We start from the raw sequence: 26,415 nt of genomic DNA, 5'->3' as shown, positions 1-26,415 counted from the left end.
GTGTCATACTGAAACAATGGCTTTGCCAACCGATCAGCATGTATCGTCACTCGCCAAGCAGGCGCGTGAGCATTTTGTTGTCCATGTCGGGCGCGGTTTGCCTGACCTGGTCAAGGTGGTATCGGCCAAGCTGTCCGAGCTGATCGACATGCCGGGTTCTGCTCCGGAGGTTCAGGAGCGGCGCGATGCCTGGATGGCGTTTCAGAAACAGCAGAATGACTGGCTGGCCAAGAGCCGCAAAGCGCTGCAACGCACGCTGTTGCCTCAGCGCAGTGCCGGAGGTGCACGCAACTCCGCGCCAGGCAGACTGGAGCTGTTGGCTGAAGGGGCCATGGACGACCAGATCATGGCCTCTCGTCTGGCCATGAAGGTGCTCGATCTGGCATCCTCCGAACTCAACGATCTGCGCTTGCGTGTTCAGCATCTGGAGAATCGCCAGGAGCTCGCGCGTGACGATGTGCTGCTGCCTGATGTGGTGACCCGCCTGCTGGTTGACCAATGGCTCGATTGCGACATGTCCCGGGAAGCGTGGCAGCTGGTGCAGGACACGATTGCCGATTTCCTCTCCCGCCATCTGCTCACGTCCTACAAAAAAGCCAATGAATTCCTCGTCGCCAGCGGCGTGATGAAGGAAATCAACCTGCAGGACATGGTCCGCCGAAAGGCGGGGAGCGGACAACCGGCCAGCCCACGCGACCAGGCTAAGCGTACCGACGAAGTCGCATCTGGGCGTGGTGAGCAGTCGGTGATGGGGTCGTCCACCCGTGGTTCGGGGGGCACGTCATACAACGCCGGCAGCCGCCGCAGCGGCGCTCAATCACCGGCCAATCTGGGCGGCACAGACGTTGGCGTACACGAAGAGACACGGCTGATGACCAGTGCCTCGCCCCTGGCGCGCGCGAAAATGCGTGCTCAAGGGGTGGTCGGGCGCTTGAGGCGTTTCCTGGCTGACAAGGTCGGTGACGACTTCGAAGCCACCCAACTGCTGCCAACGTCGCCGCGCCTGCAACAGGCGATTCAGCGCGCCAAACCCGTGGTCAGCACGTCCACCTCTGCGCTGGGCGGTGCTTCGGGCTCAGCGCCCATGGTCATCGGCACCCAGCAGGTCAAGCAGGCCAGCGAGGCCCTGCGTGAGCGGACGCGTGATCTCAAGGAAGCTGCAGAAACCCACTCTGAGAAGGCCATTGTGGAAGTGGTGGCCCTGATGTTCCAGAGCATCCTGGCCGAAGAGCGGATTCCGCCGAGTGTCCGGGTCTGGTTTGCGCGTCTTCAGATTCCGGTGCTGCGTGTGGCACTGGCCGAACCTGAATTTTTCAGCGCCTTGCAACATCCGGCCCGACGCCTGATCGACCGCATGGGTGCGTGCGTGATGGGGTTTGAATCCGACATCGCCTCGGAAGCCCTGGAGGCCGAGATCAAACGCATCGTGCAGGTGATCGAACAATACCCGGAGACCGGCCGCCGAGTTTTCCAGCTTGTCTACGACGAGTTCCAGAAGTTCTTGTCGACCTATCTGAGCGAAAAGACACCGGCGAAGAAGTTTGTGTCTGTGGCACAGCAGATCGAGCAAAAGGAAACGCTCTCTGTTCAGTACACCATCGAGCTGCGCAAGCTGCTCGACGACATGCCCGTGCGAGATGAGGTGCGCGACTTCCTGTTCCATGTCTGGGTGGATGTGCTGGCGGTGGCCAGCGTGAAGCATGGCCTCAAGCATGAAGAGACCCAGTCCCTCAAGCAGGTGGCGTCCGAACTCCTCTGGGCAGCGAGCGCCAAACCTGACCGCAATGATCGCGCCCGTGTGATCCAGCAGTTGCCCAACGTGCTGCAGCGCATGCGACATGGCATGGGCCTGCTGGGCCTGCCTCCCAGTGTGCAGGACGGGCACATCAAGCGCATCAGCGATACGTTGGCTGAGGCCTTCATGTCACGCACTGACCCGATCCCGCAGGAGAGTCTGGACCACCTGGCCGAACGCCTGTCCAATCTCGAGGAGTTCCTGCCCGAGAGCGGTGTGGGCGACCTGGATCTCGACAACGACAGCATCGAGATGATCACGGGTGTCGATGCCAGCAACATCGAGGTCATCAACCAGGGTGGCAGCCAGCCCAATGCCGCCATGCGCGCCTGGGCGGCCGAGCTGCAGATCGGTTCGTGGTTCAGCCTGGACCACAACAGCCGTCTGAACAGCGTGCAACTGGCCTGGCGCAGTGAGCGCGGGCAGCTGTACATGTTTGTGACCAATTCCGGCCGTTGCTATCTCGTCCAGGCCACCCGGGTGGCGTCTTACCTCCAGGCGGGCTTGCTCCTGCCAAGCGAGGAAGAAACCCTGACCGTGCGGGCCACGCGGGATGCGATGGCGAAGCTGGAAGCGAATCCCGAACGACTGTTTGACTGAGCTAGGACGCCCCCTGCGGCGCTGCGCGCCGTCCCCCACTGAGGGACGTTGCGTACGGACCGGGAAACCCGGATCCGTCGCAATCTCGGATGGAGGGGTTTGTTTGCCTTCAGCGGTGGGTTGACGCCTGAAGGTTCAGCTTTGTGAACCAGTCGCGGACTTGCCCCGCCGTGGTGTTTGCCTTCAAGCTCCCTTTCTTATTTCGTTGCTTTTTTCTTCCCCCCCTATCCCCCCCGCCCCTTTCCACCCCCGCCGGGGCGGAAAGGGGAGCCTTTAAACATTCGACTTCTGCGAGTTGGACGGGTGGCTACTGGCGGGAGGTTGCCACTGCTTCTGGCTCACCACGGTTTCTCCACCGCTGTCGTAGAGACCTCGCCTGCTCATGGTTCGCCCACGGCAGCCTGCCACCGTTGCCGCTGCGCGGCTTGTTGGCACGCTGCTGGCGAGAGACGCAACTTCCAGCAGATTTGCAACACGCGAAGCCAGCGCCCAACTGACAAGCCGCAAAGCGGCAAAGTCAGCTGGGCGCCGTGGGCGTGAAGACCGACACCGAGACGCCTACGACAGCCTCAACGAAATGCATGTACCCCCAACCACGGTGGCGACGCGTCGAGCCGTAGAAGCCGAGTCGGAGACCAGAAGCCAAATGAAAGCTCCCCCTTTCCGCCCGGCGGGGTGGAAAGGGGGTTGGGGGGATAGGGGGGGGGGAAAAGAAAAAAACGTGAAACAGGAGGATGCTTGAGAATGAGGCAGCAGCGGCAGGTAGCACAGTTCTACGAGTCGCCTCAGCGTGCGAAAGGCCAGAGCTCTCAGCCCGTCCCCATCCTCTGCCACAGCCCACCTGGCAACCGGGCAATCACCCCATCCAGCTCCAGCTCCAGCAAATCCGCCTGCAGTTTGGCTGTTCCCAATCCCGTGCGAGCCTGGATCGCATCCAGTCCCATGGGGTCAAAGCCCATGGCCTCGAGGATGGAGTTGTCGCACGCTTCTGCTGGTAGCAAGGAGGGCTGCGAGTGGTCACCAAGTGACGGGTCTTGATTCTTCGCGCCCTTGGCGGGGGCCAGTCTCAGATCCTCCAGCACGTCTTGTGCCGACTCCACCAATTTCGCGCCTTGCCGAATCAAGGCATGGCAACCCTTGACCTGGGGGGCGTGAATCGAGCCCGGAATGGCGAATACCTCCCGGCCTTGTTCGAGCGCCTGCCGCGCGGTGATGAGGGAGCCTGACTGCAAGGTGGCTTCCACCACCAGCGTGCCCTGGCTGAGGCCAGAGACGATGCGGTTGCGTTGCGGAAAGTGCGCTGCGAGGGGTGGTGTGCCGAGCAGGTACTCGCTGACAATCGCGCCACCTTGGGTCACGATGCGCTCGGCCAGCCCCGCGTGGCGCTTGGGGTAGGTCTGGTCGAGCCCTGTGCCGACCACCGCAATGGTGGGACCAGCGGCGTCCAGTGCCCCCTCGTGGGCAGCGCCGTCAATGCCTCGGGCCAGCCCGGAGACGACACACAGGCCGGCGCTGGCCAAGGCGTGCGAGAAAGCGCGTGCGTTCTCGACGCCCTGAGGCGTGGGGTTTCGGCTGCCCACCATCGCCAGGCGGGTCGGGTGCTTGAGAAGGTCGAGCTGCCCTTCGACAAACAGCAGAAGCGGAGGGTCGGCGGTTTCGAGCAGCTCTGTCGGGTACGCCGGGTCGCCCATGGCCACCACTTGTCTGGGGGCTCGGGCATCGCTGGCCGTCAGCCATCCCTGATGCTGTTCGATGAGTCTGGCCGACGCCTCGGTAACGACGTGCTGCACCATGGCGCGGGCCAGTTTGGGCCCTACCACGGCAGTCAATGCATCTGTGTTCTGGCGAAATACAGCCTGTGGAAGCGCAAACGCCGCCAGAAGGCGGCGTGCGTATCCCCGGCCGAGGCCGGGAACCGACAGCATTTGAAGCCAGGCGGCCAGCTCATCGCTGGCCATGCGCTCTGGCATCAGCTATCAGGGAGCGACGAAGTGGTCGCCTACCTCGACGGTATCCGACGTCTCCAGCAGCAGCGCATAGGAAACGCGGTCGAACGTCAGGAAAACCATCATCAAGCCGTTGAGCTCGCCTGGCAACTGCATGTCCGGGCGGGCCTCGTCCGTCTTGTCGACAATCATCTTGCGATCGCGCAGGAGGGAGAAAACATGTCCCTGACGAATGCCGTCTTTGGTGCCGCGGTTGATCGCCACCACGTTGTTTTGTCCGGCATAGGTGACGCCGTTTCCGTAGACGGAGACGATCTGTCCCTTCATCTCGGGATCTGGCGCGCTGGGCACGTAGGTGCTGAAGTCGCGGTCAGGCTCCGGCAGGAGGCGGTCGCCGGTGCGCATCTCTTCCTTGGCGTGGAGGATGTCGATGGTGGCAGGAACGAGGATGTCGTCCTTCTTGTCCTTCTTCGCATCGGGCAATTGGGTGCGCTCGACGTTGTGGCTGGTCTTCTCGTAGTTGGACTCGTAGACGTCGTCACCAGTCGGCTTGTCCGGATCGACAGGCGCTTTTTCGCTGCTTTCGGGGCGCACCAGGTGGGCCTTGCCAACGTACTGCGCTTCGTAGCCTAGCACTTCACCAGTCTCAGGGTCCTTGAGCGGAACGGCGTTGCGGAACACGCGATAGTCGCGTGGCAGACCATTTCCGATCAGGAGCGGGTGTTCCTCACCACTGACTTCCTGGCCGTAGCCGGATCGGGCATAGGCACGGTCACCCTGGCTGAGCAGGACGCGTTTTTCTTCGGTGGCCACAATGCGGGGCGCCTTGGCAAAGGTGCCTTCATCAACAATGAGAGGCTCGTCCAGGAAGGTCTGGATGGCCTGGAGGTTGACGGGCGGGATGGCCGATTCTTTCAGGCTTTCGGTTCGCACGCGTGGCGAGACCTTGATCGTGCCGCCCTTGCGTGTCGTCAGGCGCGCGCGATCGCCGTCGCGCACCAGATACAGCATCTGGCCAGGGTAGATCAGGTGCGGGTTCTTGATGTCGTCCAGGTTCATGCCCCAGAGCTCAGGCCAGCGCCATGGGCTCTTGAGGAAGACCTTGGAAATGTCCCACAGGGTGTCGCCGCGCTTGACCTTGTATTCATCAGGTGCGCTGGGGGAGAGCTCGCTCAGTGGCACGCCCGCTTGGGCGACCTGGTTGGCGGTGGCCCGCTGGCCGGCCGTGATGGGGTATTTCTGGGCCCACGCGGTGCCGGTGGTCAGCACGGTCAGTGCAACGGCTGCCCCGATCAAGGTGCGGGCAGCGTGTTGTTTGCGTGTGGATGCGGTCATTTCTGTCTTCATTGGCATGTTGGGGCCCCTGGGGCAGGCGCCCTGCATTTCATCTGGCGGAATTCTGGACTCGACGGACAAAACCCAGGGCGGTTTTTCTTGACAATCCGCTTTTGATTTTGCGCCCAAGCCCTTGATTAGGCAATGTTTATAGCTTTCTGGCCGCACAGCGCAGCCCAAAAGTGGCGAAAATAACGACAAAACGGCAAGTGCTGAGCGTAAACCATGCATCTGGACGCCATGCATGCTGCCTTGCAACATGAGCAATTTCCCTATGAGCCAAGCTGACTTACTCCCGATCCTCTGCTATCCAGACCCGCGCCTGCACAAAGTCGCCAAGCCCGTGGAGGCGGTGGATGGGCGCATTCGTGACCTGATCGAGCAGATGTTTGCCACCATGTACGACGCCCATGGCATCGGTCTGGCGGCCACACAGGTGGATGTGCACGAGCGGCTGATCGTCATCGATGTGAGTGAGAGCCGGGATCAGCGTCTGGTGCTGATCAATCCTGAAATCGAATGGGCCAGCGACGAAAAGCGCAAAGGCGAAGAGGGCTGTCTTTCGGTGCCCGGCATTTATGACGGTGTCGAGCGCTCCATCGGCGTCAAGGTCCGAGCGCTGGACGAAAAAGGTGAGTCCCGCGTCATTGAGGCCGAGGGCATGCTGGCCGTGTGCATCCAGCACGAAATGGACCACCTGATGGGCAAGGTGTTTGTGGAATACCTGTCGCCGCTCAAGCAAGGGCGCATCAAGACAAAAATGGTCAAAGCCGCTCGCGAAGCTGCACGGCCCTGATGCGACCATGCGCCTGATCTTTGCGGGTACGCCCGAATTCGCGCGCGTGGCCCTGGAGCAGTTGCACCAGGCTGGTCATGAAATTGCACTGGTGCTGACCCAGCCCGACCGGCCGGCCGGCCGGGGCATGAAGCTTCAGGCGTCGGCAGTCAAGCAATATGCGGTGGCCCATGGCATGCCGGTCGCGCAGCCGCGCAGCCTGCGCCTGGATGGCAAATTTGCCGACGATGCGGCGGCGGGCAAGGCGGCGATCGAGGCGGCCAAGGCCGATGCCATGGTGGTGGCCGCGTATGGCCTGATCCTGCCGCAATGGGTGCTCGACACAATGGCCGAAGGTGGCCGCGCCCATGGCCTGGCTGGCTTGGGGTGCTTCAATATCCATGCATCCTTGTTGCCGCGCTGGCGCGGCGCGGCGCCCATTCACCGGGCCATCGAAGCCGGCGATGCCGAGACGGGTGTCACCATCATGCAGATGGATGCGGGGCTCGATACCGGAGACATGCTGCTGGTGCGGGGGCTGCCGATTGACGGTCAAGCCACCACGGGCAGTTTGCATGACCAGCTGGCCGATGTTGGCGGGCAGATGATGGTCGAAGCCCTGATCCTGGCTGCCGACGGCGCTCTGGCGCCCAAACCGCAGCCTGCAGAAGGCGTGACCTACGCCAGCAAGATCGACAAGGCTGAGGCGGAGATCGACTGGTCGCAGAGCGCCGACGTCATTGAACGTCGGGTGCGGGCTTTCAACCCGTTTCCAGCAGCCACGACACACCTTGGCGAGGAATTGATCAAAGTCTGGCAAGCGGAAAAGCTTGCTGGGGACATGCCAGACGAAAGCGCACCGGGGGCGGTCCTGCAGGCCGATGCGTCAGGCATTGTGGTTCAGACCGGCCAAGGCCAGCTTCGCCTGACGGAATTGCAGCGTGCAGGGGCAAAGCGCATGCCGGCTGACGCATTCCTGCGTGGCTTCGCATTGACGACTGGTCAGGTGCTGTCGTCGCCATCACCGGGGGCGGTCGCCGGGTCCTGAGCCCGAGCATGCTGGCCGTCGCCAGTATGTGGTCTTGCTGCCTCTTCTCCGTTTTTTTCTTTTTTGTTGACTGTATGTTCTGGCAAGCGCAACACCGCCAATACCGCGAGTTTCGTGAAGGACTGAGTGACCAGTCCTCGACGGGCCTGGGCATCGCTGCCTGGGGTCTGATGACGGGTGTCGCCATCGTCCAAAGCGGGTTGTCACCGCTGGAGGCGGTACTGATGACCCTCATCGTGTATGCGGGCAGCGCGCAGCTGACGGCGCTGCCAATGCTCGCTGCGGGAGCGCCCATGTGGGTGATTCTGGCCGCTGCGCTCTGCGTGAACCTGCGCTTCGTCGTTTTCTCGGCGCACATGCGCCCCTACGTGATGCATCTGCCGCTGTGGCAGCGAATGGTCACCGGGTACCTCACTGCAGATCTGAGCTATGTGTTCTTCGTCAAACGCTATCCTGCCCCGGGTCAGGACGAAGTGACACTCCAGCGGCAACAGGCCTATCTGATGGGCAACTGTCTGGTCAATTACGTGGCCTGGATGTCCGCCAGCTTGCTGGGTATTGCACTGGCCAATTTTGTCCCGTTGAGCTGGGGCCTGGGCTTTGCCGGCATTCTGGCCCTGCTGGGCGTGCTGTGTTCGCTGGCCAGCTCGTCGTTACGTGTGGTCTCGGCGGCGGTCGCTGGCGCGGCGGCTGTGGCTGCCTGGTCGCTGCCCCTGAAGCTGAACATCCTGGCCGCAATCGCTTGTGCCGTGGCTTTGTGCCTGGTGCTGGAGAAGACGCCCATGGGTGGAGGTGGTGGAAAGGGCGCCCATGCTTGAGCTTGACTTCTGGAACCTCGTCACCTTCATTGCGCTGGGCGCCATCACGGTGCTCACGCGTGGCCTGTTCTTCATCTCCAGCCGCGACTGGACCCTGCCGCACTGGGCTCAGCGTGGCCTTCAGTATGCGCCGATTGCGGCCTTGGCTGCGGTGGTCATACCGGAGATCGTCACGGTGAAGGGCCAACTCGTGGACACCTGGCAGGATGCCCGCCTGTTTGCGGCCGTGGCCGGTGCCGCCTGGTTCTTCTGGCGGCGCGGCGTGCTGGGCACCATCATTGCAGGGATGGCTGTGTACCTTCCCTTGCATCTCGCACTGGGGTGGTGAGGCCCTTGGGGCGCAGCCTGGCCAGCTGCCAGTGCCAGCCGGTCAGGCTGATGCCGGCACAGATGACGCCGGTCCAGACCACATGGCTGGGGTAATGTGCGCCCCGAATCACTTGCGTCGTGCCAGCCACGGCGCCCAGCAACAGACAGCCGGCCATCCAACGCCAACCTGTGCTGCGCTTTCGTTTGGTGTCGGACAAAGGTGCTATCCACAGCAGGCCCAACGGGAGGAAGCCAAAAGCCGTGGTGGCATGTCCGCTGGGGAAGCAACGGCCAGATCCGCCATCATGTGCGCCAAGAGCCCAGTGGGACACGTATTGCGCCTCGCCGCCAAACACAGCCAGTGACCATGGGCAACTGGTGCTGCTCAACCATTTGATGATGTTGATGGACACCACACACAGCACCACCAAGGTGAGGGCAGTGCGGCGCTCCAGTCGCTGACCCGTTCGCAGCCCGGGCCGGAACGCCCAGAGGCCCAGCAGCCCCACACCCACCAAAGAGACCTGGCGCCACCGATGGTGGAGGATGTGTTCTGCCCACCAGGCGTGCTGGAGAGGAAACCCGTCGGGGGTACCCGCCAGATGCGCCACCTGAATGTCGAGGCCTGACAGGTCCCAGGCAATGGCCAACAGCATGGAGGCAAGGAAAATCGCCCAGGGTCGGCTGAGCGGGTGAGGGCGGACGACGGTCATTTCCGGCGATGCTGGCATGGCATGCTTAAATCCGGATTAAGTGCGCTCATCGTGACGCAAAAGAGGGCTTCTGCGTGCCGGGTCGGTCAGGTCGCCCCATTTTGGAGCGACAATATAGGGCTTTGCCACCTGGGGCGCCACAAGCGACCCCGTGTTCAATCTGGTCCGAAACCCCCCAAACCATGTCTTCAGCCAACCCATCACCAGCCCTCAGCGCCGATACGCCTTTGGTCTCTGTGCTGATTCCGGCCAAGGACGAGTCGGGAAACATCGGCGCACTGGTGGACGAGATCACCCTTGCCTTGCGCCCGGTCTGCACGTTTGAAGTGGTGCTGGTGGATGACGGAAGCACGGATGGCACCGCCGACGTGTTTCTCAGGCATGGCAGGGAACTTGGCATCAATGCCCAACTGATCACACATGCGCAAAGCTGCGGACAAAGCACGGCGATGTGGACGGCTTCGCGCCACGCGAAAGGGCGCTACCTGGTCACCATCGATGGCGATGGCCAGAATGACCCGGCCGACATTCCGGCGCTGGTGCGCCAGGCCGAAGAACTGGCGGCCCGGTCCGAGCATTTCTGCATTGCCGGCTTTCGCCACAAGCGCAAGGACACGGAGTGGAAGAAGATCCAGTCAAAGATTGCCAATGCGGTGCGGCGCCAAATCCTGGATGATGGCGTGCCTGACACGGGATGTGGCCTTAAGCTGATCCCGCGTGCCAGCTGGGTGTTGCTGCCGTACTTCAATCACATGCATCGCTACATTCCTGCGCTGGTGCGTCGCCTTGGCGGGGAAATCGCTGTGGTGCCGGTCAACCACCGCCACCGTCAGGCGGGGGTCTCCAAATACACCGCCTGGAATCGGGTGTGGGTCGGCATTGTGGACATGTTCGGGGTGCGCTGGCTCATCCAGCGAAGCAAGTGTCCGGTGGTGGCCAAGACGGAATCGATTCGTGAAGTCGGGCGCTAAGCTGATTCTCAAACCCTTTCTCCTCTCGGTCGTCCTGGCCGTGGGCTTTGCTGCGCTGCATTTCGGCTGGTTTGGCGATGTGACTGAAGAAGCCCTGCTTCGCAGTCTGTTTGCGCAGCACTGGATGGTGGCCTGGCCGGTGTTTGTTTCTGGCTCGATCATCTACACCGCTCTGGGAGGGCCCAGGCAAGTACTGGCTTTCAGTTGTGGTTACTTGCTCGGCGGTTTTGCCGGTGGGGTGGTGAGTGCTCTGCTGACGGGCGCGGGCGCCTGGGTGGCCATCATGGTGGTCAGACAGGTTGGCATGGACTGGGTGATGCGCAAACACGGAGAAAAAGTCGAGCGCGTTCGAGAAGTCCTGGCGGAGGACACCTGGCTATGGGTGTGCATCGTGCGATTGATGCCCGTGGGCAGCAACCTGGCGACCAATGTCGCGGCAGCGCTGGCTGGCCTGCGCACATCGTCGGTGCTGCTGGGGAGCCTGCTGGGGTATCTGCCGCAGAGCCTGCTGTTTGCCTATGCCGGTGCCGGTGTGGCGCTCCATGACAGCTCGCAGATCTACATCAGCCTGGCTTTGCTGGTGGGGTCCAGTGCACTGGCGCTCTACCTCTATCACAATGGCTTCAAGCAGCGCATGGGTGCGCTGCGCAGGCCCCGGGCCGATGTCTGAGTTGCGCGCTGGTGATACACCTGCAAACCGGGGTCTGGATGCCTGGAGTGTCGCGCTGTTCGCCCTGGCCCTGGTGGCCTTGTTCGCCGGCATGGGCATGCGCGCACCCTGGCCGGCGGATGAGCCACGCTTTGCCCAGATCGCCCGTGAAATGGTGGAGTCCGGGCAATGGCTGTTTCCCACACGTGGTGGTGAGTACTATCCCGACAAACCGCCGGTCTTCATGTGGCTGGTGGCCGCGTGCTATCAGTTGCTCGGATCGCTGAAGCTGGCTTTTTTGCTGCCCAGTGCCCTGGCCGGGCTGGGCACGGCGGCGCTGGTGTTCGATCTTGGCCGCCGGCTGTGGAGCACACGCGTGGCCACCCTGGCGGTGCTGGCACTGGTGTTCACTCCGCAATTTCTGTTGCAGGCCAAGGCGGCACAGATTGACGCGCTGGTGTGCTTCTGGATCACCCTGGGGTGTTATGGGCTGATCCGCCATTTTGTCCTTGGCCCGAGCTGGCGCTGGTACGGTGTGGCGTTTGTGGCCATGGCGCTGGGCATCATGACCAAAGGCGTGGGCTTCTTGCCAGTCCTGATGCTGATACCTCTGGCCATCTGGCGTCGAGAGGTCAGTGCGGACGCCACGGGTCGGGTCTGGTCGGCGCGCGCCTGGTGGGGCCTGGCTTTGCTGCTGTTGACGCTGGCCTGCTGGCTGGTGCCGATGCTGCTGACGGTACAGGCCGAAGGCACTGCAGAGCTGGAGGCCTACCGCAACAACATTCTGTTCAGGCAAACCGCGCAGCGCTACGCCAATGCATGGGGGCACATCCGGCCCTGGCACTACTTCCTGAGCCAGGGCATCCCGGTGGTGTGGCTGCCGCTGGTCTTGTTGCTGGTGCCGCAGTGGCGAATGCTGGGGCAACTCTCGCGGCAAGACGCGCGTGCACGCGTGCTGCTGGGCTGGGTAGCCCTGGTGGTGCTGTTTTTCTCGCTCAGCAGCGGCAAGCGTGAAGTCTATATTTTCCCTGCATTGCCCATGCTGAGCCTGGTGGTGGCTGCCACCTGGGACCGGGTTGAGATGGCCGGGCGTGGCGGCTGGACGGCAGGCCTGTTGCGCCTTGTCGTGTTGCTGTTGGGGGCGGCTTTGCTGGGCCTGGGCGCATGGCTGCTGGTCAGTCCGGGTGAACTGGTTGCCAAGGCCCGGGAGTATGGCGAGGCGCTGCAGTCCATGGCATGGCCCTTCATGGTGCTGGGGGCGGTCGTCTTCGCCGCCGTGGCATTGACCTGGCGGCGAGGACTGTTTCAGCAACTCGCATGGGTGTCCGTGCTTTGCTGGGTGTTCGTCGCACTGTGGATCTGGCCGCTGATGGACCCTCACCGCACACCGCGCAATGTGATGGATGCGCTGGAGCAGAAGGTGCCTGCATCAACTGAAGTGGGTTTGATCGAGTTCAAGGAGCAGTTGCTGCTGTTCACGCACCGGCCGCTGACGCACTTCAGCTATCTGGCGCCGGTGCAAGCGCAGGAACGTAACGCATGGCAATGGATGAAGGAAGCGCCCGCGAGCAGAGGTATCGTGGTGCCTGATGGTTTGAAGCTTTCCTGCTTCAACATGGGCCGCTCTCAGCGGCTGGACAATGCGCATCGACGCGACTGGCTGTGGCTGGATGCGTCGGCCATGCGGGAGTCCTGCGAGCTCCCTGAGACATCGAGGCGATACCACTATGCGCCGCAGCGAATGGATATTCTGGAATGAAAGAGCAAACAAGCGGGCCTGAGCGGCGCGTCCTGGTGACCGGCGCCGCAGGCTTTATCGGTTCCCATGTTGCGCACAGGTTGCTCGACATGGGGGCTGACGTGCTGGGGCTCGATAGCCTCAACAACTACTACGACCTGCAGCTGAAACAGGATCGACTGGCCCGGTTGACGGCGCGCGAGGGGTTCCGGTTTGCACATCTCGATCTTGCCGACCGGGAAGGCATGGCCCGATTGTTCAAGGCGGAGCCATTCGATGAGGTTGTGCACCTGGCGGCACAGGCCGGGGTCCGCTACTCGGTGGATCACCCGATGGCCTACGTGGACAGCAACATGGCCGGCATGATGACCTTGCTCGAAGGCTGCCGTCATCAGGGTGTGAAACATCTGGTGTATGCCTCGTCAAGCTCTGTGTACGGCGCATCGAACACCATGCCGCTGTCGGAAGACAAGGTCACCGATCGTCCGGTATCGCTCTACGCTGCGAGCAAGAAGGCGAATGAGCTCATGGTGCACAGCTACAGCCACCTGTTCGGGATCCCGTCCAGTGGGTTGCGTCTGTTCACCGTCTATGGGCCATGGGGTCGTCCCGACATGGCCATCTTCAAGTTTGTGCGCGCGATCCTGGCAGGAGAGTCCATCCAGGTGTACAACCATGGTCAGATGCGGCGCGATTTCACCTATGTGGACGATGTGGTGGATGCGGTTGTGCGCGTGCTGTCGCGACCTCCCGTTGCATCGGGGAAGGAGCCGGCACACAGGGTGCTCAATGTGGGCAACAGTTCGCCCGTGATGCTCATGCGATTTGTCGAATGCATCGAGGCGGCGCTGGGGACAGAGGCGATCAAGGAAATGCTGCCCATGCAGCAGGGCGACGTGCCGGAGACCTGGGCCGACGTGACTGCCCTCAAAGCGTTGATCGGCGATGTGCCCGGCACGCCGATCGAAGAGGGTGTGAAGCGCTTTGTCGAGTGGTACCGTACATACTATCCACGCACCGGATCGCCAGGTGAGTGATTCAGGCAGCTGGCGAATCCTGGCTCATTGAGCCGTTGACCGAACAGGAGTGTTGTAGCCATGAGGGTTCTGATCGTTGAGGACGACGCTGCCATTGCGCAAGGCCTGAGCGACAACCTTCGCAATGCCGGCTATGCGGTGGATGCTTGCTCGACGGTGAAGGACGCATGGCTGTCCCTGCAGGCTGAGCCCTTTGATGCCGTGCTGCTGGACCTGGGGCTGCCCGACGGCGAAGGCCTGGACTTGCTTCAGAGGCTGAGAAGCCAGGCTGGCTCGAAGAGTGGCGTACAGGAGGCATTGCCGCACCCGGATTTGCCGGTGCTGATCATGACGGCACGCGACGGCGTGACAGACCGGATCATCGGCCTGGACACGGGTGCGGATGATTACGTGATCAAGCCCTTCAATGCGGATGAACTGCAGGCGCGCATGCGGGCGATGTTGCGGCGCTCTGCGGGACGCAGCCGGCCTGTGATCCAGCGAGGTGATCTTGTGGTGGACCCGGCTTCGCACGTGGTCGAAAAAGGCGGCGTGGTCGTGCCGCTCGGCGCGAAGGAGTTCGCTGTGCTGCTGGCCATGCTGCAGGCGAGTCCACGGGTGATGTCCCGCTCTCGCCTGGAATCTGCTCTGTACGGTTTCGGCGAGTCTGTCGAGAGCAATGCCATCGAGGTGCATGTGCACCACTTGCGAAAGAAGCTGGGCGACCAGTTGATCAAGACTGTTCGGGGGGTGGGTTACTTCATCCCCGATGAGGGGTGAAGCGCCTTGGGCAAGTCATCAGACGTCCTTCGCCTGCCGTCCCTCAAGCGATACCTGTTGCGGTGGGCCATGGGTGCGGTGGTGCTGGTCTGGCTGGTGACCGGTTTGCTCGCCTGGTGGACGGCGTACCATGAAATCGATGAGGAAATTCCGGACGGGCAGCTGATCTCGGTGGGGCGTGGCGTTCTGTTCGCTCCCTGGCCGAAAGAAGATGCGCCGATCTCCGTCACGGAGGAAGCCCACCGGGTGGAACACGAGGAGTATGCGCTGGACCTGGCCTATGTGCAGTGGCGTGATGGTCAGGTGGTGCGTGACTCCCATGGCATGGTTGACCGCCTGGGTTTGCGGCCCGACATGGCGCTGGGCTTGCAAGACATGCATTGGCGATCGCCAGGCACAGGACGAGATGTCCTCTACCGCATGTACATGACGCGAGGGCAGGATGCGCTTGGTCAAGTGCGTGCAGTGGCGGTGCTGCTCGATACGCAACACGGGTATGAGGTGGGCTACGAAATTGCTTCGCATGTGGTCGAGCCGGCCGTGCTCCTGTTCCCTCTGGTGGCTGCCTTGCTGTGGTGGGCCATGGGTCGCGGGCTGCGGCCGTTGGACCGGCTATCTTCCCGGATTGCCGCGTTGAATCTGCGGTCAGGGGAGCGCCTTGAGACAGGCGAGGCGTTTTCGGAGTTTGCCAGCACAGTTCACGCCATCAACTCCCTGGTCGACTCCTTGCAGGAGCAGGCCGAGCGCGAGAGGGCGTTCGCCTCCGATGTCGCGCACGAGTTGCGCACGCCCCTGTCTGCGATTGCGCTTCAGGCGCGGGCGGCGAAGCAGAACCCCACCCCCGAACAGCTGGAAGTCTTGCAGCAGCAGAGTTTGCGGGCCGGCCGGATTCTCCAGCAGCTGCTCGATCTGGCCCGCGCACAACGCTCCAGTGAAGACAGTCGTGAAGAAGCTGATCTCGGTGCGATCGCCGTGGCGCTGCTCAGCGATATCGCGCCAAAAGACATGGCCTCAGGGCATGACCTTTCGCTTGAATCGCCAGAGGCGCCGGTGAAGGTGGCCGCTCCGCCCTTGCTGGTGGAACTGGCCATGCGCAACCTGATTGACAACGCCGTTCGCCATACGCCGCAGGGGACGCAGGTCAGGGTGGACATCTGGCAGGACGACGGCAGCACCCACGTGACGGTGAGCGATGACGGACAGCGCGGTCAGGACGCGCACATACCCGCCTCCGATCGCGCCGAGCGAGGAGGGCTGGGGCTGGGGCTGAGGCTGGTGGAGCGTCTGGCCGACGCCTGCGGTGCGCAATTGCGACGCGATACCGGTCAGCCCCCCATGACCACCCGCTTCTGGCTGAGCTGGCCCGGGCGCTGAGGCTTCCTAATGTTCATTTAAGGTTTCGACAACAGACTTCCGGGACCCTGGCAACACGCTGTTCGCGTCGTCCCGTCGATGTCCATTGCTTTCCGGGAGGCACGGCCCCCCTCATCTTCAACGCCTTTCTGGCTTTTTGCATCCTTGCTGGCAGCGTACCTGGCCTTGGCGGGGAATCTTCCCTTGTGGCAGCGTATCGGCGAGATTGCAGGGTCTTCGGTGCAACGCTGGGCCATGACGGCCTCTATGGCGGTGGCCATTGCGGGTTTGGTCGTGGTACTGCTGGCTGCAGTGAACTGGTCGCGGCTGCTTCGCCCCGTGGCCACTGGCCTGGTCCTGGCGTCCGCTTTCAGTTCCTACTTCATGTGGACATATGGCGTTGTCATCGACAGCACCATGTTGGTCAATGTGGTTCACACAGACGCCCGGGAAGTGCAGGATCTGCTCAGCGTCCGACTCTTTCTGGTCACCGGCCTCTTGAGCGCCTTGCCCTTGTGGTGGATATGGCGCCGTCCCGTGGCGCGGCTTACCCTGGGGCGGCAGTGTCTGACCAATGTGCTGGGCATGGTGGCGGGACTGGCGGTGGCGGTGGCAGCCGTCATGGTGCAATACCAGGGTGTGGCGTCGCTCATGCGCAACCACAAGCCTGTTCGATTCATGATGAACCCGCTCAACTCGGTCTGGGGTGGGGGCGTTTTGCTCGCCGAGAGCTGGCCGAGCAAAGCCATCGCCATGACGCCTGTCGGGCAGGATGCCGAGCTTGTTGTGCCCTCGGGCAGCAGCTTGGCACCCCCGCCCATGTTGCTACTGGTGGTTGGGGAGACTGCGCGCGCGGACAACTTCGGCATCGGGGGGTATGAGCGCGCGACGACACCTGAACTCAAGACGTGGCGATCGCAGCGTGGCCTGATCTACTTTGACCAGGTGTCATCGTGCGGCACCAACACGCATGTGTCATTGCCCTGCATCTTCTCACCACTGACGAAGGACAACGGGGGTGACGAGACACAGCATCAGGAAAACCTGCTGGATGTGTTGCAGCGAGCCGGACTGGCCGTGCTGTGGCTGGACAACCAGTCGGGTTGCAAAGGTGTTTGTAACCGGGTGACCCACGTGAGCACACGAGAGGCGGAGGACCCGCGCTACTGTGCAACGGGAGAGTGCCACGATGAGATCATGCTCGAAGGGCTTGAGCAGAGGATCGCTGCACTGGACCCGGTGCGCGCAGCGCGCGGTGTGGTGGTGGTGATGCACCAGATGGGCAGCCATGGCCCTGCCTACTACAAGCGCAGCCCGCAAGCCTTCAAACGATTCGCGCCGGAGTGCGATCGCCAGTCTCTGAGCGAGTGTGACGAGTCATCCATCCGCAATGCCTACGACAACTCGATCGCCTACACGGATCACTTTCTGGGCAAAACGCTGGAATGGGCGCAGCGGCGTTCGGACAGGGGCCTGAACGACGTGACATGGGTGTACGTCTCCGACCACGGCGAATCACTGGGTGAGGGTGGCGTGTATCTGCATGGTGTGCCTTATGCGTTTGCACCGCAAGAGCAAACCCATGTGCCGATGGCGATGTGGGCTTCACAGAGCACGCGCAATCATCGGGGCTACGACTGGCCGTGCCTTAGACGCCATGCCAACGAGCCATATTCGCACGACAACGTGTTTCACACGGTCCTCAGGCTGACCGGGGTGCGAACCACGGCTTACAACCCAGACCTCGACATCGTCAATGGCTGCGGTCTGCGGTGGCCGACTTGATGCTCTGGGGGGTATGATGGAGAAGGTGCTTTGTTGCAGCCTTCCCAAGCGTGAGAAAACCTGAACTCGAGCGAGTTGCGCTGTGATGCTGGCGGTGACAAAGGTCGTGTGCCTAGCCGTTTCAAATTTCCTACAATGGCCGGCTTGGACTGACGTGTTTCTCACAGCACCGGCCGATGCCGGCTCGAAAAGGTTTCTTCATGCAATTCATTCGCTTTTCCGATCTGTGCGCCCAGGGCAAAGTTGAAGGCAAACGGGTTTTTATCCGTGCCGACCTGAACGTTCCACTCGACGATCAGGGCAACATCACAGAAGACACGCGGGTGCGTGCCAGTGTCCCGGCCATTGAAATGGCACTGAAGGCTGGCGCTGCAGTCATGGTGACCTCTCACCTGGGTCGCCCCAAGGAAGGCGAATTCAAACCTGAAGATTCCCTCAAGCCTGTGGCTGCCCGCCTTGGCCAGCTGCTCGATCGCTCGGTACGCCTGATTTCTGGCTGGATCGACGGCGATTTCTCTGTGGCACCGGGCGAAGTGGTGCTGCTGGAAAACTGTCGCCTGAACAAAGGCGAGAAGAAAAACGACCCTGAGCTGGCCAAGAAGCTGGGTGCCCTGTGCGATGTGTTTGTGCACGACGCGTTCGGAACCGCTCACCGCGCCGAGGGCACGACCTACGGCATTGCTGAAACTGCGCCGGTGGCCAGTGCCGGTCCGCTGCTGGCGGCAGAGATGGATGCCATCTCCAAAGCCCTGGCCAATCCCAAGCGTCCGCTGGTGGCCATTGTGGCTGGCTCCAAGGTGTCGACCAAGCTGACCATTTTGCAGTCGCTGAGCAAGAACGTGGATGGCCTGATTGTGGGTGGCGGCATTGCCAACACCTTCATGCTCGCCGCTGGCCTGCCCATCGGCAAGAGTCTGGCTGAGCCCGATCTGGTGGGCGACGCCAAGGCCGTGATCGAAGCGATGAAGGCACGCGGCGCAGAAGTGCCGATCCCGGTGGACGTGGTGACGGCCAAGGAATTCAGCCCCACGGCCAAGGCCGAAGTCAAGAAGGCTGCCGACGTGGCCGAGGACGACATGATCCTCGATATCGGCCCTGAAACCGCCAAGATCCTGGCCGAGAAGCTCAAGGCCGCTGGCACTGTTGTGTGGAACGGCCCTGTGGGCGTGTTCGAATTCGATGCGTTCGAAAACGGCACCAAGGAAGTGGCCAAAGCCATCGCCGAATCCGACGCCTTCAGCATCGCCGGCGGTGGCGATACGCTGGCAGCGATTGCCAAATACGGCATCGAAAAGCAGGTGGGCTACATCTCCACCGGCGGCGGCGCTTTCCTGGAAGTGCTGGAAGGCAAAACGCTGCCCGCATTTGAAGTGCTGGCTCGCCGCGCAGGCTGAAGAATTCCTTCAGCAAAACAAAAAGGGAGCCAGGAGGCTCCTTTTTTGTTGGTGTGAAAAGTGCCCCAAACCGAGGGTGCGGCGGACCCGGGTTTCCCGGTCCGGATCGTAGCGCCCCCTAGAGGGGGACGCGCGCAGCGCGGCGGGGGAGTCGACTTTCCGGAGCGAAATACCCCAAACCGAGGGTGCGGCCGATCCGGGTTTCCCGGTCGGCGTCGCAGCGCAACGGTGGCGTTGGGGAAGAAGGATTTGCCGCCGGGCCGCCCCAAGGCAAATCGCGCCCCCTCGGGGGGCAGCGACCCGCGCAGCGGCGGAGCGTGGGGGCCCTATTTTCTTGTCGGAATCCGAAGCACAACCCAGGCACCTACCGCCGCCAAGGCCAGCAGCGTGGCCACGGCCAGCGGGCGTTCGCGAAAGCCCCAGGCGGAGATACACACCATCACCAGCATCGAGCAGACGGCGATGGCTTTGGTGCGCACAGTGAGGCTTCGGTTGGCTTCCCAGTCGCGCAACAAGGGGCCGGTCCATTTGTGATCGAGCAGCCGGCGGTGCAGTCGTGGTGAGGCTTTGGCCCAGCAGAAGGCTGTGAGCAGAATAAAGGGTGTAGTAGGCAAGCCGGGCAACACCACGCCGACGACGCCGAGTGCGAGCGAGATACCCCCGGCGATCGCGAGCAGCACCCGCACCAGCTTGCGCGCAGGTGGCTTGGCAGGACACTCTCCTGGCACGTAGCCAGAGACGGTGTTGGCCGTTGAGCTCTCGCGCTCACTCATGCGAGTACCCCTTTGAAAAAGCCCAGTGGGTGTTTGGTCACCGCAATGGAAATCATCCACCCATAGCAACCCAGGGCCAGCAAGAAAAACGCGGCCTTGTTCAAGCGCCCCTTGGCACGCTTGAGCGCCATGGTGCCCAGTAGGATGTACACCACCAGCAAGCCCAGTTTGACGCCCAACCAGGTGTCGTGCAGTGGGTGAAACCCCAGCATGAACCATAGCCAGACACCCGCAGCCAGAAGGGCGACATCGATGTAGACACTGGCCATGCGCACCTTTCGAGCCATGGCCCAGGCCATACCAAGCTGTACCCCGAGGCCACGAGCAGCGAACAACGCGCCGCTCAGACCGACCAGCAAAACGTGGGCGTCGTGGACAAGCGGGTAGGCGCGTGTGATGAACAAAAAAGAGGCCTCATTGAATCGTATGAGGCCCCATCATAGGCGGTGAGGGTGGCGGGCGCCAAAACAACTGTACGTGTTTTCACGCCCATTTCTTTTCATCGGCCCGGCAGAGGCGATCTGCGGCCGCCCACGCTTCAGCCTGCCTGATCCAGCGTCGGGTAATCCGTGTAGCCTTCTGCGCCACCACCGTAGAACGTGACCCGGTGTGCCTTGTTGAATGGTCCGCCGGCGCGAAGGCGCGCCACCAGATCAGGGTTGGAGATGAACGAACGGCCGAACGCCACCAGGTCGGCGCCTTCGGCCAGCGCTTCATTGGCCAGCGGCAGGTCATAGCCGTTGTTGACCATCCAGGCGCCTTTGCCGCCCGCCATCTGGTAGGCGGTCTTGAGTGCACCGTAGTCGAAGGGGCGCTCGGGCAGCTCGCGCGGGCCGCCGGTGGAACCTTCGATGATGTGCAGGTAGGCCAGGTGCAGGGGGGCCAACTGCTTGACCACATATTCGAAGAGGGGTTGTGGGTCGGCATCATCGATGCCGTTGGCCGGCGTCACCGGGGAGAGGCGAATGCCGACGCGATCTGCGCCGATGGCCTCCGTGATGGCGCGCACCACTTCCAGCAGCAGACGGGCTCGGTTCTCGATGGGGCCGCCGTAGTCGTCCTTGCGCTGGTTGGCGCCGGTCTTGAGGAACTGGTCGATCAGGTAGCCATTGGCGGCGTGGATCTCCACACCGTCGAAGCCGGCCGCGATGGCATTCTGGGCCGCATGGCGGTAGTCCTGGACAATGCCCGGGATCTCCTCGGAGCGCAGGGCGCGTGGTTCGGAGGTGGGCTGGAACTCGGGCTTGCCTTCCTTGATGAGCACGGTTTGCGCTTCGGCGCGAATGGCAGAAGGCGCCACCGGCTTTTGGTGATCAGGTTGCAGCTCCACATGAGAGATGCGCCCGACGTGCCACAGCTGGGTCACGATCTTGCCGCCCGCCCTGTGCACGGCATGGGTCACCTTCTTCCAGCCGTCGATCTGCTCGGTGCCATAGAGGCCGGGAACATCTGCATAGCCTTGCGCTGTGGGACTGATGGCGGTGGCCTCGGTGATGATAAGGCCTGCACTGGCCCGTTGCTCATAGTAGGTGGCCATCAGGTCGGTGGGAATGGCGTCGGGCGCGCGGTTGCGAGTCAGCGGCGCCATGACGACGCGGTTGTGCAGGCGCCAGGCGCCGACTTCGGTGGGGTCGAACAAGGTGGTGGTCGTGGACATGAAGAGGTCTCTCGCTTTCTATCTTTCTATCTTTCTATCAATCAACAATCAATCAATCAGTCTGTCTGTCTGTCTGTCTGTTGATCGGGTTGTCACAGTTGGGATGTGAGGTGAGGGGGAACGGAATGTCGGCATTGAGCCCTTGAAAACCACAGACTAATCCGAAACCCAAAGACCTTCCATCACACGGATGACTGCTTTCTGTGCGAAGGGGCAATTGGAAGGTGACACACAAGCGCCAGGCTTTTGGCCACAATTCGGGCATGAATACCGGATACAAGCCCTTGAACGAGATCAAGCTGTCCATGCTGGACCTGGTGGCGGTGCGCGAAGGCGGCACGGTGGCCGACGCCCTGGGCATTGCGATGAAGACGGCGCAGCATGCTGAATCACTTGGCTTTGAACGCTACTGGCTGGCCGAGCACCACAACATGATCGGCATCGCCAGTTCCGCCACGGCGGTGCTGGTGGGCCACATTGCCGGCGGCACGCAGCGTATTCGCGTGGGCTCTGGCGGCGTGATGTTGCCCAACCATGCGCCGCTGGTGGTGGCCGAGGCCTTTGGCACCCTGGCCGAGCTGTACCCGGGCCGAATCGACCTCGGCCTTGGCCGCGCGCCCGGCACCGACCAGATGACCATGCGGGCACTGCGGCGCGACCGGGTGGAACGCGAAGACGATTTTCCGCGCGACGTGGCAGAGTTGCAGCACTTGCTCTCGCCAGCACAGCCGGGCCAGCCGCTGGTGGCCACGCCAGGCGCCGGTACGCAAGTGCCGATCTGGCTGCTGGGCTCGAGCCTGTTTTCGGCGCAGTTGGCCGCGCACCTGGGTTTGCCTTATGCGTTCGCCTCGCACTTTGCACCGCGCTACCTGCTGCAGGCGCTGGAGGTGTATCGGACCAACTTCAAGCCATCGGCGACGCTGGACAAGCCTTATGCGGCGATTGGCGTGCCGCTGATTGCTGCGCCCACGGATGAAGAAGCCGAGTACCTGGCCAGCAGCACTTATCAGCGCGTGCTCGGCATTCTGACCGGGCGACGTGGCTTGCTGCCCAAGCCGCTGGAAGGTTTCCTGGAGCAACTCGATGAGCGCGCCCGTGCTGCGATTGCGGATTTTCTGGCTTGTGCGGTGGTGGGGAGCCCAGAGACGGTGAAGTCTGGCTTGCAGCAGTTGGCGAATGCGACGGAGGCGGATGAGCTTGTGCTGGTGAGTGATGTGTTTGATCTGGATTTGCGGTTGCGGTCGTTGTCGATCGCAGGGGATGTGATGAAGGGGTGAGGCTTTTGGGCTTTTGTACCTTCCACATCTGTGTGCTTTTCCACTTCTCCTTCATTCCTACCTTTTTCTCTTTCCCCCTATCTCCGATTTGCGATGCAGGCTCGTTTTGCCTGCGGCGCTGTCTTGCGACGACCTCGCCCTTCCCCCCTATCCCCCCAGCCCCCTTTCCACCCCGCCGGGGCGATGGAGAGAAGCACCCCCGCCGCGCTTCGCGCGACCCCCTCAAGGGGGCGGCGCGATGCGGACCGGGAAACCCGGATCCGCCGCACCCTCGGTTTGACTGCGCCGCCTCACCTGAGGCGGCTTCATGCAAAAGCCACTGTCGTAGAGACTTCGCCTGCCCTTGATGCGCCCACGGCAGTCGACCAGCATTGCCGCTGCGCGGCTCGCCGGTTGCCTGCGAGCGAGACATTGCAGGCCATCGAGATTGGCAACGCGTGAAGCAAGCGCCCATCTGACAAGCCGCGAAGCGGCAAAGTCAGATGGGCGCCGTGGGCGAGAAGACCGATGCCGAGGTATCTACGACAGCCTCAGCGAAATGCATGTACCCCAAACCACGGTGGCGACGCATCGAGCCGTAGAAGCCCAGTCGGAGACCAGAAACCAAATGAGAGCTCCCCCTTTCCGCCCGGCGGGGTGGAAAGGGGGCTGGGGGGATAGGGGGGAAGAAAAGACGCCCCCTGCGCTGCGTGCGCAGCTTCCCCCACTGGGGGACGGCATGGTGCAGGCCGGGAAACCCGGACCTGCCACGCCCTTGGCTGAGGTCCAATAATCAACTAATCCTCGGCCCCGCCCTCATCTGCTCCGGCGTCGTGAAATACGCCGCTGTCCCCCCCATCGTCTTCTTCGCCTTCTCAAACTTCCCCATCTACCGCTTCGGCGCTAAGCTACGCCTCGTGACCCAAAAGGCATCTCTCTCTACCAAGCTCATCCGCATTGGCGCCGGACTGTTTTTGACTGCTCTGGCCTCGATTGGTCTGACCTTGTGGGTGACGTATCAGCTCGAGGGTGGGGCTGCGGCCGTGAATGAGGCGGGCCGAATGCGCATGCAGACATGGCGACTGGCGAGTGCGGTTCAGGCACAGTTGCCCGAGGAAAAGGTGGCTGACCTCGTTGGCCAGTTTGATCGGAGCCTGAGTTTGTTGCGCTCGGGTGATGCGGCACGCCCGTTGTTCGTGCCCTGGGATGCCGATGTGCGACGCGAGTTTCTCCTGGTGGAGCAAGGCTGGGTCGCGCAAAGAGAACATTTGCTGAACTGGTCGCCCGACGCGGGCGTTGGCTTGTTGGGGCCGACAACCGAATTTGTGGCCGCCATTGACAAACTTGTTCTGGAGATCGAACGTCAGCTCTCTGGCTTCACGGCGATACTGAACCTGTTCCAGTTCATGATGATGGCCCTGGCCATTGGCGGCGCCGTGGTCATGCTCTACACCGGCTACCTTTACGTCATCAACCCGCTGGCCCATTTGCATCGAGGCTTGCAGCAACTGGAGGCGGGAGATTTCGGGACACGGGTAGACGTGGACACTCAGGACGAGTTCGGGCAGGTCGCTGATGGCTTCAACCGGATGGCCGTGACTTTGCAGGGCTTGTATCAGGGGCTGGAGGCCAAGGTTACGGAGAAGACGCAGCACATTGAAGCGCAGCGTGCCCGATTGGAGGCGCTTTATGAGGTGAGCGCCTTTCTGGCCACGGCCAATTCGATTGAGGAGCTGTCCAACGGTTTTGCCCGGCGGGTGCGAGGCGTCATGGGCGCCGATGCTGTGGCCGTGCGGTGGTCGGATGAGGCCAATCAGCGCTACCTGATGCTGGCTTCGGACTGCTTCCCCAGTGAATTGCGCGATGAAGAAAAAAGCCTGATGGCGGGTGCGTGTGCCTGTGGCTCCCTGCAACCGAATGCCACGACACGTGTGATTCCTATCCACAAAGCCGAGGAGGCGCCGTTGCGACGATGCGCCCGCATTGGCTATGAGCAGCTGGTGAGCGTTCCGGTGCGTTTGCAGCAACGCCTCATCGGGGAGATCGATCTCTTCTATCGGGGGAACATCAGTCTGACCGCAGAAGAGGTGGAGTTGCTGGATGCGCTGGCCAGCCATCTGGCGAGCGCACTGGAGGGTCTGCGCGCCGCTGCGCTGGAGCGAGAGGCAGCAGTGGGCGAAGAGCGCTCTTTGCTGGCGCGTGAGCTGCACGATTCGATTGCGCAGTCGCTGGCGTTTTTGAAGATTCAGGCGCAGTTGCTGCGCACTTCCATTGACAAGGGGCAGAGCGAGAAGGTCAGGCAGTCACTGGACGAGCTGGACGAAGGGCTCAAGGGCAGCATCGGAGACGTGCGAGAGCTTCTGGTGCACTTCCGTACCCGCACCAATACCGACGACATTGAGCAGGCCCTGCAGGAAACGCTCCAGAAATTCCAGCACCAGACCGTCATCACGACACGCTTGCACGTGGAAGGCGAAGGTTTGCCCTTGCCTGCCGACGTTCAGGTGCAAGTGCTGCATGTGGTGCAGGAAGCGTTGTCGAACGTGCGCAAGCATGCCCAGGCCTCACATGTGAGTCTGGAAGTGGTCAAAGGCGAGCAGTGGGTGTTCACCGTGCGCGATAACGGCGATGGTTTTGATACAGGGCAATCGCTGGCGCAAACCCATGTGGGGACCAAGATCATGCGCGAACGTGCTGAGCGCATTGGCGCCAAGGTCGATGTGGTTTCGGCACCAGGGCAGGGAACCTCGGTGACACTGGAGTTGCCGCCTTATCCCGTTGCTGCGAGCAATGTGGGTACCATGGGCATTGACGTTTTCCGTGACTCTGCTTTTCTCTCATGAGCCCGCTCCCTCCTGCTGACACCTCTGCTGCCAACAACGCCGCCATGCCAACCTGTGTCCGTCTGATGCTGGTTGACGATCACAACCTGTTTCGCCGGGGCTTGCGCGCGCTGCTGGCGCAAGATGACCGGCTGGAGGTGGTGTGCGAGGCAGGGGACGTGGGCGAGGCACTTCGTTGCCTCGAAAAAGACCAACCGGATGTCATCTTGTTGGACAACCATCTGCCGGGCGTCAGAGGGGTGGACGGCATTGCTTCCATCAAGGAATCTGCTCAGACAGCCAAAGTGTTGATGCTGACAGTCAGTGAAGATGAGAAGGATCTTGCGGCTGCCTTGCAGGCAGGGGCAGACGGATACCTGCTCAAAACCGTGGAATCGGACCAGCTCATCGACACCATCTTCAAGGTGCTTGACGGGGAGTCGGTCATCAGCCCCGAGATGATGACCAAGCTGGTGTCGGTGTTCCGGGCGCGTCGGTCACCTGCGTCGACGCCAGGAGGTGTCGGTGGGGCACAAACGCCACAGGCGACAGAGGCTCAAGCGCAGGGAGCCGGGGCTGCGGCAGTGGCGGCCGATGGTCCTGAAGATGAAGCCTTGTCCAGCCTCTCTCCCCGTGAACGCGAGATTCTGGTGCTCATTGCCAAAGGCGAGAGCAACAAGCTGATTGCACGTGGGCTCGATATTGCCGAAACCACGGTGAAGATCCATGTGCAACACATACTGCGCAAGCTGGAGCTGAATTCGCGCGTGCAGGCCGCGGTCTACGCGACGAACCACGGACTGGTCTGACGGCCTCCATCCGCATCTGGATCGGGTTGATCCAGATCAATTGATCAGGAAATTCCGGACGGACTAGTTCTTT

The 26,415-nt window shown here is 62.2% G+C and carries 22 protein-coding genes; 16 read left to right on the top strand and 6 right to left on the bottom strand.

The features are described from left to right. The first annotated feature begins 16 nt into the window (after window positions 1-16). Window positions 17-2,395: a DUF1631 family protein gene (locus ABWV89_RS10055; RefSeq protein WP_353396213.1), complete on the top strand. Its 2,379-nt coding sequence runs from the start codon at window positions 17-19 to the stop codon at window positions 2,393-2,395. An 809-nt stretch (window positions 2,396-3,204) separates the two neighbouring features. Here ABWV89_RS10055 and dprA read toward each other — a convergent pair. Both dprA and ABWV89_RS10045 read right to left on the bottom strand, forming a co-directional pair. Further along, the gene (gene dprA / locus ABWV89_RS10050) at window positions 3,205-4,353 is read right to left on the bottom strand and encodes a DNA-processing protein DprA (protein WP_353397479.1); all 1,149 of its coding nucleotides are present in this window, start codon (window positions 4,351-4,353) and stop codon (window positions 3,205-3,207) included. A gap of 18 nt (window positions 4,354-4,371) precedes the next feature. Beyond that, window positions 4,372-5,676 (bottom strand): LysM peptidoglycan-binding domain-containing protein, encoded by a 1,305-nt coding sequence (locus ABWV89_RS10045; RefSeq protein ID WP_353396211.1) that lies wholly within the window; start codon window positions 5,674-5,676, stop codon window positions 4,372-4,374. A 274-nt stretch (window positions 5,677-5,950) separates the two neighbouring features. Here ABWV89_RS10045 and def point away from each other — a divergent pair, with 274 nt between their 5' ends. From def to ABWV89_RS10025, 4 genes are all read left to right on the top strand, one after another. After that, on the top strand, window positions 5,951-6,472 hold the full coding sequence (gene def, locus ABWV89_RS10040) for a peptide deformylase (protein ID WP_353396209.1): 522 nt from the start codon (window positions 5,951-5,953) through the stop codon (window positions 6,470-6,472). Window positions 6,473-6,479: 7 nt separating this feature from the next. Next, window positions 6,480-7,499, top strand: a complete 1,020-nt coding sequence (fmt, locus tag ABWV89_RS10035; RefSeq protein ID WP_353396207.1) for a methionyl-tRNA formyltransferase — start codon at window positions 6,480-6,482, stop codon at window positions 7,497-7,499. Between the two features lie 74 nt (window positions 7,500-7,573). Next, the gene (locus ABWV89_RS10030) at window positions 7,574-8,317 is read left to right on the top strand and encodes an AzlC family ABC transporter permease (RefSeq protein WP_353396204.1); all 744 of its coding nucleotides are present in this window, start codon (window positions 7,574-7,576) and stop codon (window positions 8,315-8,317) included. Next, the gene (locus ABWV89_RS10025) at window positions 8,310-8,645 is read left to right on the top strand and encodes an AzlD domain-containing protein (protein ID WP_353396202.1); all 336 of its coding nucleotides are present in this window, start codon (window positions 8,310-8,312) and stop codon (window positions 8,643-8,645) included. Before ABWV89_RS10030 ends, ABWV89_RS10025 begins: the two co-directional genes overlap by 8 nt. On the opposite strand, the gene ABWV89_RS10020 is transcribed toward ABWV89_RS10025, so the two are convergent. Continuing rightward, window positions 8,593-9,357 carry a phosphatase PAP2 family protein gene (locus ABWV89_RS10020; protein WP_353396201.1) on the bottom strand — a complete coding sequence of 255 codons (765 nt, stop codon included), beginning with the start codon at window positions 9,355-9,357 and terminating at the stop codon, window positions 8,593-8,595. The genes ABWV89_RS10025 and ABWV89_RS10020 overlap by 53 nt on opposite strands. 164 nt (window positions 9,358-9,521) lie before the next feature. Between ABWV89_RS10020 and ABWV89_RS10015 the strand changes: the two genes are divergently transcribed. From ABWV89_RS10015 to ABWV89_RS09980, 8 genes are all read left to right on the top strand, one after another. Next, window positions 9,522-10,310 (top strand): glycosyltransferase family 2 protein, encoded by a 789-nt coding sequence (locus ABWV89_RS10015; protein ID WP_353396198.1) that lies wholly within the window; start codon window positions 9,522-9,524, stop codon window positions 10,308-10,310. Then, a complete protein-coding gene (locus ABWV89_RS10010; RefSeq protein ID WP_353396196.1) occupies window positions 10,294-10,980 on the top strand; it encodes a TVP38/TMEM64 family protein in 687 nt (228 codons plus the stop codon). Before ABWV89_RS10015 ends, ABWV89_RS10010 begins: the two co-directional genes overlap by 17 nt. Then, window positions 10,973-12,718: an ArnT family glycosyltransferase gene (locus ABWV89_RS10005; protein ID WP_353396195.1), complete on the top strand. Its 1,746-nt coding sequence runs from the start codon at window positions 10,973-10,975 to the stop codon at window positions 12,716-12,718. The genes ABWV89_RS10010 and ABWV89_RS10005 overlap by 8 nt, the downstream gene beginning before the upstream one ends. Continuing rightward, entirely contained in the window at window positions 12,715-13,734 is a 1,020-nt protein-coding gene (locus ABWV89_RS10000) for an NAD-dependent epimerase/dehydratase family protein (protein WP_353396193.1), read from the top strand. Before ABWV89_RS10005 ends, ABWV89_RS10000 begins: the two co-directional genes overlap by 4 nt. A gap of 60 nt (window positions 13,735-13,794) precedes the next feature. After that, window positions 13,795-14,493, top strand: coding sequence for a response regulator (locus ABWV89_RS09995; RefSeq protein ID WP_353396191.1), 699 nt, complete (start codon window positions 13,795-13,797; stop codon window positions 14,491-14,493). Between the two features lie 6 nt (window positions 14,494-14,499). Beyond that, window positions 14,500-15,867 carry a sensor histidine kinase gene (locus ABWV89_RS09990; protein WP_353396188.1) on the top strand — a complete coding sequence of 456 codons (1,368 nt, stop codon included), beginning with the start codon at window positions 14,500-14,502 and terminating at the stop codon, window positions 15,865-15,867. Window positions 15,868-15,945: 78 nt separating this feature from the next. Continuing rightward, entirely contained in the window at window positions 15,946-17,631 is a 1,686-nt protein-coding gene (locus tag ABWV89_RS09985) for a phosphoethanolamine transferase (RefSeq protein WP_353396186.1), read from the top strand. A 200-nt stretch (window positions 17,632-17,831) separates the two neighbouring features. Further along, the gene (locus ABWV89_RS09980; protein WP_353396184.1) at window positions 17,832-19,025 is read left to right on the top strand and encodes a phosphoglycerate kinase; all 1,194 of its coding nucleotides are present in this window, start codon (window positions 17,832-17,834) and stop codon (window positions 19,023-19,025) included. Window positions 19,026-19,351: 326 nt separating this feature from the next. Here ABWV89_RS09980 and ABWV89_RS09975 read toward each other — a convergent pair whose 3' ends face one another. The 3 genes from ABWV89_RS09975 to ABWV89_RS09965 form a co-directional block, all read right to left on the bottom strand. Next, window positions 19,352-19,798: a YbaN family protein gene (locus tag ABWV89_RS09975; RefSeq protein ID WP_353396182.1), complete on the bottom strand. Its 447-nt coding sequence runs from the start codon at window positions 19,796-19,798 to the stop codon at window positions 19,352-19,354. Continuing rightward, window positions 19,795-20,202, bottom strand: a complete 408-nt coding sequence (locus ABWV89_RS09970; protein ID WP_353396181.1) for a SirB2 family protein — start codon at window positions 20,200-20,202, stop codon at window positions 19,795-19,797. The genes ABWV89_RS09975 and ABWV89_RS09970 overlap by 4 nt, the downstream gene beginning before the upstream one ends. 134 nt (window positions 20,203-20,336) lie before the next feature. Beyond that, a complete protein-coding gene (locus ABWV89_RS09965) occupies window positions 20,337-21,455 on the bottom strand; it encodes an alkene reductase (RefSeq protein ID WP_353396179.1) in 1,119 nt (372 codons plus the stop codon). A 263-nt stretch (window positions 21,456-21,718) separates the two neighbouring features. On the opposite strand from ABWV89_RS09965, the gene ABWV89_RS09960 reads away from it, so the two are divergent. From ABWV89_RS09960 to ABWV89_RS09950, 3 genes are all read left to right on the top strand, one after another. Continuing rightward, window positions 21,719-22,732, top strand: a complete 1,014-nt coding sequence (locus tag ABWV89_RS09960) for an LLM class flavin-dependent oxidoreductase (protein ID WP_353396177.1) — start codon at window positions 21,719-21,721, stop codon at window positions 22,730-22,732. Between the two features lie 896 nt (window positions 22,733-23,628). Continuing rightward, window positions 23,629-25,554 (top strand): type IV pili methyl-accepting chemotaxis transducer N-terminal domain-containing protein, encoded by a 1,926-nt coding sequence (locus tag ABWV89_RS09955; protein ID WP_353396175.1) that lies wholly within the window; start codon window positions 23,629-23,631, stop codon window positions 25,552-25,554. Continuing rightward, entirely contained in the window at window positions 25,551-26,342 is a 792-nt protein-coding gene (locus ABWV89_RS09950; protein ID WP_353396172.1) for a response regulator, read from the top strand. The genes ABWV89_RS09955 and ABWV89_RS09950 overlap by 4 nt, the downstream gene beginning before the upstream one ends. Window positions 26,343-26,415 lie beyond the last annotated feature (73 nt).

The sequence above is a fragment of the Hydrogenophaga sp. 5NK40-0174 genome (genome assembly GCF_040372165.1).
Lineage (GTDB): Bacteria > Pseudomonadota > Gammaproteobacteria > Burkholderiales > Burkholderiaceae_C > Hydrogenophaga.
Note: the sequence above shows the minus strand (reverse complement) of the source record. Positions and strands in the feature narration are given on the sequence as shown.

Excerpts from the sequence above, each read along its gene's own strand:
- ABWV89_RS10030 (WP_353396204.1), top strand. The coding sequence starts at position 7,574 with ATGTTCTGGCAAGCGCAACACCGCCAATACCGCGAGTTTCGTGAAGGA.
- ABWV89_RS09965 (WP_353396179.1), bottom strand. The coding sequence starts at position 21,455 with ATGTCCACGACCACCACCTTGTTCGACCCCACCGAAGTCGGCGCCTGG.
- dprA (WP_353397479.1), bottom strand. The coding sequence starts at position 4,353 with ATGGCCAGCGATGAGCTGGCCGCCTGGCTTCAAATGCTGTCGGTTCCC.
- ABWV89_RS10005 (WP_353396195.1), top strand. The coding sequence starts at position 10,973 with ATGTCTGAGTTGCGCGCTGGTGATACACCTGCAAACCGGGGTCTGGAT.
- ABWV89_RS10055 (WP_353396213.1), top strand. The coding sequence starts at position 17 with ATGGCTTTGCCAACCGATCAGCATGTATCGTCACTCGCCAAGCAGGCG.
- ABWV89_RS09975 (WP_353396182.1), bottom strand. The coding sequence starts at position 19,798 with ATGAGTGAGCGCGAGAGCTCAACGGCCAACACCGTCTCTGGCTACGTG.
- ABWV89_RS09980 (WP_353396184.1), top strand. The coding sequence starts at position 17,832 with ATGCAATTCATTCGCTTTTCCGATCTGTGCGCCCAGGGCAAAGTTGAA.
- ABWV89_RS10045 (WP_353396211.1), bottom strand. The coding sequence starts at position 5,676 with ATGACCGCATCCACACGCAAACAACACGCTGCCCGCACCTTGATCGGG.
- ABWV89_RS09985 (WP_353396186.1), top strand. The coding sequence starts at position 15,946 with ATGTCCATTGCTTTCCGGGAGGCACGGCCCCCCTCATCTTCAACGCCT.
- ABWV89_RS09960 (WP_353396177.1), top strand. The coding sequence starts at position 21,719 with ATGAATACCGGATACAAGCCCTTGAACGAGATCAAGCTGTCCATGCTG.
- ABWV89_RS09950 (WP_353396172.1), top strand. The coding sequence starts at position 25,551 with ATGAGCCCGCTCCCTCCTGCTGACACCTCTGCTGCCAACAACGCCGCC.
- ABWV89_RS10020 (WP_353396201.1), bottom strand. The coding sequence starts at position 9,357 with ATGCCAGCATCGCCGGAAATGACCGTCGTCCGCCCTCACCCGCTCAGC.
- ABWV89_RS09995 (WP_353396191.1), top strand. The coding sequence starts at position 13,795 with ATGAGGGTTCTGATCGTTGAGGACGACGCTGCCATTGCGCAAGGCCTG.
- ABWV89_RS10025 (WP_353396202.1), top strand. The coding sequence starts at position 8,310 with ATGCTTGAGCTTGACTTCTGGAACCTCGTCACCTTCATTGCGCTGGGC.
- ABWV89_RS10015 (WP_353396198.1), top strand. The coding sequence starts at position 9,522 with ATGTCTTCAGCCAACCCATCACCAGCCCTCAGCGCCGATACGCCTTTG.
- ABWV89_RS10000 (WP_353396193.1), top strand. The coding sequence starts at position 12,715 with ATGAAAGAGCAAACAAGCGGGCCTGAGCGGCGCGTCCTGGTGACCGGC.
- def (WP_353396209.1), top strand. The coding sequence starts at position 5,951 with ATGAGCCAAGCTGACTTACTCCCGATCCTCTGCTATCCAGACCCGCGC.
- fmt (WP_353396207.1), top strand. The coding sequence starts at position 6,480 with ATGCGCCTGATCTTTGCGGGTACGCCCGAATTCGCGCGCGTGGCCCTG.